Genomic DNA, 6147 nt, shown 5'->3' on the forward strand with positions numbered 1-6147 from the left:
AAATAACGGTGTTCAGAATGATCAGCAGGAGTACCAGTGCCCCTTTTAGCGGGGCGGGCAGGAAATCAAGCATGAAGTATCTCTGTGTTTCAGGTTTAAAGGTTAACGTTTAACAGGGGTGACACCACCCCCGCCCGGGAGCAGCGCTATAGCCTCATCGGCAGAGGCAATCTGCCTGAGGTGCTCAGGAGGTTGGTTGGCAAGCAAGCTGCGGAACTGCTTGTCGTAAAACTCCAGATTGTTGTGGCGAATTATCGCACGGATTTCTTTTATGTAGTCTTCGCCGCGCTCCGAATAGCCTCTCAACCCTTCAGCCATTTTCCAGCCGGACAAAGATTTGTCAGATGGCCTGTCCTGGTAGCGAACCTCACGCACCTGCTGATAAGTAGGGTGGCGGTTCAGATTCTGAATATAACTGCGAATGGAGGCATAAGGAGATGAAAACCTGGCGACCTCGTGGGTAGCTCCCTGAGCCCGTCCGAGTGGCACCAGTCCGCAGCCTTTGGTAAAGCACCACTGGCCGAACAGATTGTTGCCTTTGGTTGCGAACCTTGACGTGCCCCAGGCCGATTCGTTGGCAGCCTGGGCCAGAATAAGAGACGGAGGTATGACATCCAGCCGCTTCTTTAACAGAGAAAGCTGAGCGTTACTGCCATTCGTCTCATTAATGCGAAGCCTGGTTGCCTGATCGGACAGCCACTTCAGTTCTTTACTGGAAAACCCGGTTTTGTTTTTCAGAGATTCAAGGTACTCCCGCTCCAGAAGGATGCGGGAATTAGCCAGCACAATGCGTGGATACAGAAACGAAAAAAAGGCGACTTTACGTTCTGTTGTATCGCGGATGCCGGAGAAATCAGGAAGGCTCTCGCCAGCCCATGCGGGCAAAGGGGGGAGAGAGCCAAGGACAACCTCACGTTCATCGCTATCCTGACCAACGGGCGGAACATAAAGCGCCCCTGCGCCGGCAAATAAAACCATCGGAACGCACAGCAGGAGTGCGCGATAAACAGCCGTCATAAAACCCTCTCTAAAATCGATATGACTGAAATTATAACAGGTTATACGAGGGCTGCCGGGTGATGGGATGCGGCCGGTTATTCGGGAATCAAGGTCGCTATTAACAGCCCGGTACGTGGATTGGCTGGTGAGTCATCCTCGAGTACCAGGAAAATCTGATCAGCATTTCCGGTATAGAAGCCGTTAAACACTGTGTGTGAATTGGTTGAGGTGATAGCGTTCATTGACGTGGTGAAGTCAAAGTTCTCGCTTAACGGATAGGTTTCAGGGCCAACGATTTGGCTATCGCTGATTCTGTGACTCACTTTGAATGTGTTGGCTGTGAGCGTGGCATTGCCGCTGCTTAGTTCTAAAACCCCATTGTTCACCTGGTAAAGCTCGTTGCTGTTTTCCGCCATTGAGACAATAACGCCTTGAAGCCGATACTGGCCATTCTGAGGTAACGGTGTGGATGTTGTCTTTCCTGCAATCAACAGACCATCGCCCCATACACTGTCGTCCAGATTAAAGGCAAGCAGGGAGCCATCGGGCGTTGCTGCACCCTGACCTATATCGGGCTTCTGAACGTCTACCGCATCCGCACCAGACATATCAGGGGCCAGGCAGTGTTCGCATAAACTCAGGCGACCGATGTTACTGCTGCCCGAGCTCAGGAGAGACAAGCGATTGGTGATCTGCACGTTATCTGGCCATGAAGCCGCGGGCGACGTGCTAACTGTGCCGTTTTCATCGCGGCTCACAGCGAAACTCCCCGTGTTCGATACTGTGGCAGCAACCGTTCGTTCTGTGGCTGTACCCGTATTCAAACTGCCGTAGCCCGTTTTAAAGGCTACCTCAGTACTGCCGAAGCTACCTGCCAGATACACCAGGTTGTAGTCACCCTCTACTTCTGCCAGGTCAAAGTTTTCGCTTCTCAGTAAGTGCAGCTCAAACGCTGACAGATAGTGATTCTCCAGCGTGTCACTCCGCCTGAGCTTCCCGCCTTGCTCGTCCAGTGCGATGGCTTTGCCGGCAGTAAAGTAACCGGAGATGACCCGGTCAGGGCCGGTCGTGTCACTTTCAGGCGCTGTGGTATAGGCGTCGAGATAGTAGGGGTTGCGTGTCCAGCCAATGGTTTGGCCAGCGTCCTTGTAGGTTATGCTTTGATAGAGCGCGCGGCCAGCCAGAAGACGAGCCGTGCCTTCAGCGGAGTCTTTTGGTGTGACTGTGGCGGCTCCGGGCGAGCTGGAGTGGGTGTTTGGCCGCCAGGCTTCGGTAATAAAGCGGTTGTCCGTAGTGTGGGCGACGGTTTGCCGGTCGTACGGTATATCCGTAGCCAGCGACGTTACATCCAGACCAAAGGCGTTGAATCTTGTCAGGGTCAGGGCCGGGTACAGAAAGGCTTCTGCCTTGTTGTCTGTCAGATCTTCCTCCTGAGCGGTACGTAAACCCCATTGTCCGGCTGTATTGTCGCCATCACTGCGAAACGTTTCCCCGAGTTCTAATCCGAAGAATACCGAGTTGTAATCGGCGGAACTGGCACTGATGCTGCCTGCGTTGCTTTCACCCAGCAATGCATAGTTGGCGAGGTTGTCTACGTAGGTCGCAAAGTCCACGCGTTCTCTCAGGGTGGTGAGAGCTGAGTCCAGACTGGCATTGCTGCCAATCTCAATTTCAAAATCGTGAACCTGGTCGGCCAGGGTTGACCATACATATTTGTTGAGGCACAGCCCGCCGCCAACGTCATTTACGCAGTCCATCACGGTCTGAAATTCATCGGCGCCGTAGTGCTGCCCAAGAATCTCTTCAACCAGGTAGTGAGAGAATGGGTTTACCTTCACGTCGCGGTCAGAGTCGGCCGCTAACGCCTTCATGGTAATGCCTTTGCCACCATTCCAGGTAGCTTCAATCACAACATCGGGCCCGATGGGCAGACCGTTATTGAACGTCAAAATGAAATGACCGTCATCACCGGTAGCCGTGGTGTAATCAATGTTGTCCAGCTTCTGCAGGGAATGATTGGTCTGGTAAACCTGAATCTGATCTGGAATCACAATTCTCAGATTTCGGCGTGTGGGTTCGCCATCGGGCGCGTAGTTGACCGGCACTTCCATGGTTACCCGCAATTGATTGGCTTCCAGGCCCCTGGCATTACTGGAGTCACCGGTGCTACTGGAGCTGAAGTCATCCAGTGAGTTCACCGTGTTGCCAAACAGGTTAGGTATGTTCTGGGCGCCATCAATGGCGCTGTCTGCACTGCCACAAGCTGTGAGAATAAGAGAAACGGAAAGTAGGGAAGCGAGTTTGAATCTCATGCCAGGGCTTATCCATGTGGAATATATCTGGAAAGACTAGCAGTTAACGGGAGGAAGGGGCGTGAGGAAATGCACGAATCGGTTACCCGCAGTTTATGCGGGCAACCGTTGGCAGGTTTCAGAAGAAAATCTTCATACCCGCCAGAACGCCTTCGTCCAGATTAATGTCCGGGCTGCCGACCATGTCCAGCTCGGTGTTGAGGTAGCGGTAGCCAGCAAAGACCTCTGCGTTACGGATAACGCGGTAACTGGTACGCAGTTCAAGGCTGGTCATATCGTCAGAATCCCCGAACGACAGAATGCTGGGGGCATAGTACAGGCTGCCACTAACGGATAGGCCAGGGACATCCGGGATATTTACGGTGGCAAAGCCTCCCACGCCCACAGCGCCGCCATCGACATGATCGTCATCCCAGGCAATGCCTCGAAGGCCAAGGCCCGCGGTGGTCGGCAGGTTGCCTAGTGCGGTACGGCCCTGTGCATGAAAGTCCACGTTACCAATGTGGCGGCTACCTTCGTGGTAGGTGTAGCCTGCACCAACCTGCAGCTCATCCTGAGTGCCGAAAAAATTGACCTGGCCTTTTACGGAATCGCTGGTCAGGCTCAGGTCCAGATCTGTGGCCATAACCGGGGCAGCGGCCAGAGAGAGTGCCAAAGCAGAGATGCGGGTTATCTTCATGTGTACACCTTTGTAACTGTCGTTATTGGATGCGGAACCGTTGAAATATGCCCGCATCAGCGATCGTTCTGACTGGACAGGATGGTAAACACCTGCTCCAGGCAGTACAACTTAAAAGCCCGTAAGCCGCGAGTAAGGAGGGCCTGTAAGCTAGTGCAGGTGGTCGGTATTGCCCTGGTCCAGATCGTCTGGCGAAACATTCTCTGCAGGCACCCGATACTCCTCATTGGCCCAGGCGCCAAGGTCGATCAGTTTACATCGGTCAGAGCAGAATGGGCGCCAGGGGCTGGCGTCACTCCATTCAACGGTTTTTTTGCAGGTGGGGCATTCAACATTCATGTCTATGGGTCCGCGCTGTATGGATGAACTGCCGGCGCTCAGGTTACGGCAGGGGCGTAACAGTATTGTTCCAGTACTGCCCGTAGCATTTCAAGGTTGACAGGCTTTGGTACAAACGCATCCATGCCGGCGGCCCGACATTGTTCTTCATCTTTTTCCATCGCGCTGGCGGTGAGGGCCACCACCGGAACCCGGGGCAGGTTGCGCTTGTGTTCCCATTCACGAAGTTTTCGGGTGGCCTCGAACCCATCCATATGTGGCATCACGCAATCCATGAAAATGATATCAAATGAATGCAGTTGCCAGAGCGTCCTGGCCGCCCGGCCGTCGTTGGCAATCATCACTTCACAGCCCAGCTTTTCAAGAAGACGTTTGGTCAGCAGGCGGTTCACGGGGTTATCTTCCACCAGCAGGACTCGCTTACGGCCGCAGGGAAGTTCTCGTCGAATGGAGCTGCCATTGTTAACGGTCTTCATGGAGAAGCGAGTAAGAAACCGTCTGTCCTTCTGCTTTATGTCGTTGAATAGCTGGTTAAGAATGGGGATAAGATAAGATTCCCGCAGTGATTTGCTTAAGAAAGCATCAGCGCCCGCCTGGCGGAAGTGTTCAGCATCACCGCGTTGAGGATTAGAAGACAGAATCAGTAGCCGGGTATCGCTCCAAAGTGCATTGGTGCGAATCTGGCGGCACAGAAGGTCGCTGTCCATGTCTGGAATAAACCCATCCAGAATGATGGCATGGTAGGGGTCGCCGCCATCAAATGCCTGACGCAGGGAAGTCAGTGCTTCGCCTGCTGATTTTACGGCTTCAATCTGAATCTCGAAGCGGGAGAGGATTTCAAGAGTGATTTTCTGGGACAGCTCGTAAGAGTCCACCACCAGCACTCTGCGGCCACGAACCATCCGGGAGTCAGGTCGCACCCGGGCAGAGCTGTCACTGGCTTCTTTAAGATTCAGTTCCACCCAGAACGTAGAGCCTTCACCCGGCCGGCTTTCCACATCCAGTGCGCCGCCCATCAAATCAATCAGTTGTCGGCAAATGGCCAGGCCAAGGCCTGCACCAGCCAATTGCCGTGTAAATCTCTGCCCTAGCTGGACATAGGGTTCATAAACCAGGGGCAGTTCTTCGGGGTTGATGCCTTCCCCCGTATCCTCTACTGCCAGCCGAAGGCGAACTTTGCCTTCATGGCGGCCCAGAACCTCAATGCTGATCAGAACATGGCCTGAGTCGGTAAACTTGATTGCGTTTGCCAGGAGGTTCAGAAGCACTTGTCGAACGCGGATGGGATCACCAATCACGGCCCAGGGCAGACTTTCATCGACACGCATTTCCAGCGCCAGGCCTTTCTCTCTTGCCCTGGCTCCCAGCATATGGATCAGGTCATTCAGGGTTTCCCGAAGGTCAAAGGGAATCTCCTCCAGTTCAAGCTTCCCTGCTTCCATACTGGATATGTCGAGAAGGTCATTGATAATGGCGGAAAGGTTTTCAGAAGCATTCAGCAGCGTGCTGACATATTCCTTTTGTTCCTGATCCAGCGGTGTGTCCGTCAGCAGGTTGGCGTAACCGAGTACAGACTGAAGCGGAATGCGCAGCTCATGGCTAACATTAGCCAGGAACTGATTTTTCACCTGGTTCGCGCGCACGGCTTCGTCCCGCTCGCTCTGGGTTTGCAGGGAGTTCTGGCGCAACGAGCGGGTGTCTTCCAGAATCTGCAGCCGCATCTTATTCAGTGCTTGTTCAAGTTCCGACAACTCATCGGGCTTTGAAGGCTTCTTTCTGCGCAGTTCCAGAGGGGCTACAAGCGCGTCCAGATTCAGT

5 protein-coding genes are annotated in these 6147 nt (G+C 53.7%); all 5 read right to left on the reverse strand.

What is annotated here, in order from left to right:
• Positions 1-102: 102 nt before the first annotated feature.
• Positions 103-1017 carry a glucosaminidase domain-containing protein gene (locus tag ABYA77_RS14415; protein WP_372966656.1) on the reverse strand — a complete coding sequence of 305 codons (915 nt, stop codon included), beginning with the start codon at positions 1015-1017 and terminating at the stop codon, positions 103-105.
• A 77-nt stretch (positions 1018-1094) separates the two neighbouring features.
• Positions 1095-3311, reverse strand: coding sequence for a hypothetical protein (locus ABYA77_RS14420; protein ID WP_372966657.1), 2217 nt, complete (start codon positions 3309-3311; stop codon positions 1095-1097).
• A 118-nt stretch (positions 3312-3429) separates the two neighbouring features.
• Positions 3430-3990: a YfaZ family outer membrane protein gene (locus tag ABYA77_RS14425; RefSeq protein WP_372966658.1), complete on the reverse strand. Its 561-nt coding sequence runs from the start codon at positions 3988-3990 to the stop codon at positions 3430-3432.
• A gap of 150 nt (positions 3991-4140) precedes the next feature.
• Positions 4141-4329, reverse strand: a complete 189-nt coding sequence (gene yacG, locus ABYA77_RS14430; RefSeq protein WP_372966659.1) for a DNA gyrase inhibitor YacG — start codon at positions 4327-4329, stop codon at positions 4141-4143.
• A 38-nt stretch (positions 4330-4367) separates the two neighbouring features.
• Positions 4368-6147, reverse strand: a 1780-nt coding sequence (locus tag ABYA77_RS14435) for a response regulator (RefSeq protein WP_372966660.1), incomplete at its 5' end; no start/stop codon positions are given.

This window comes from Marinobacter sp. (assembly GCF_041595835.1).
GTDB lineage: Bacteria > Pseudomonadota > Gammaproteobacteria > Pseudomonadales > Oleiphilaceae > Marinobacter.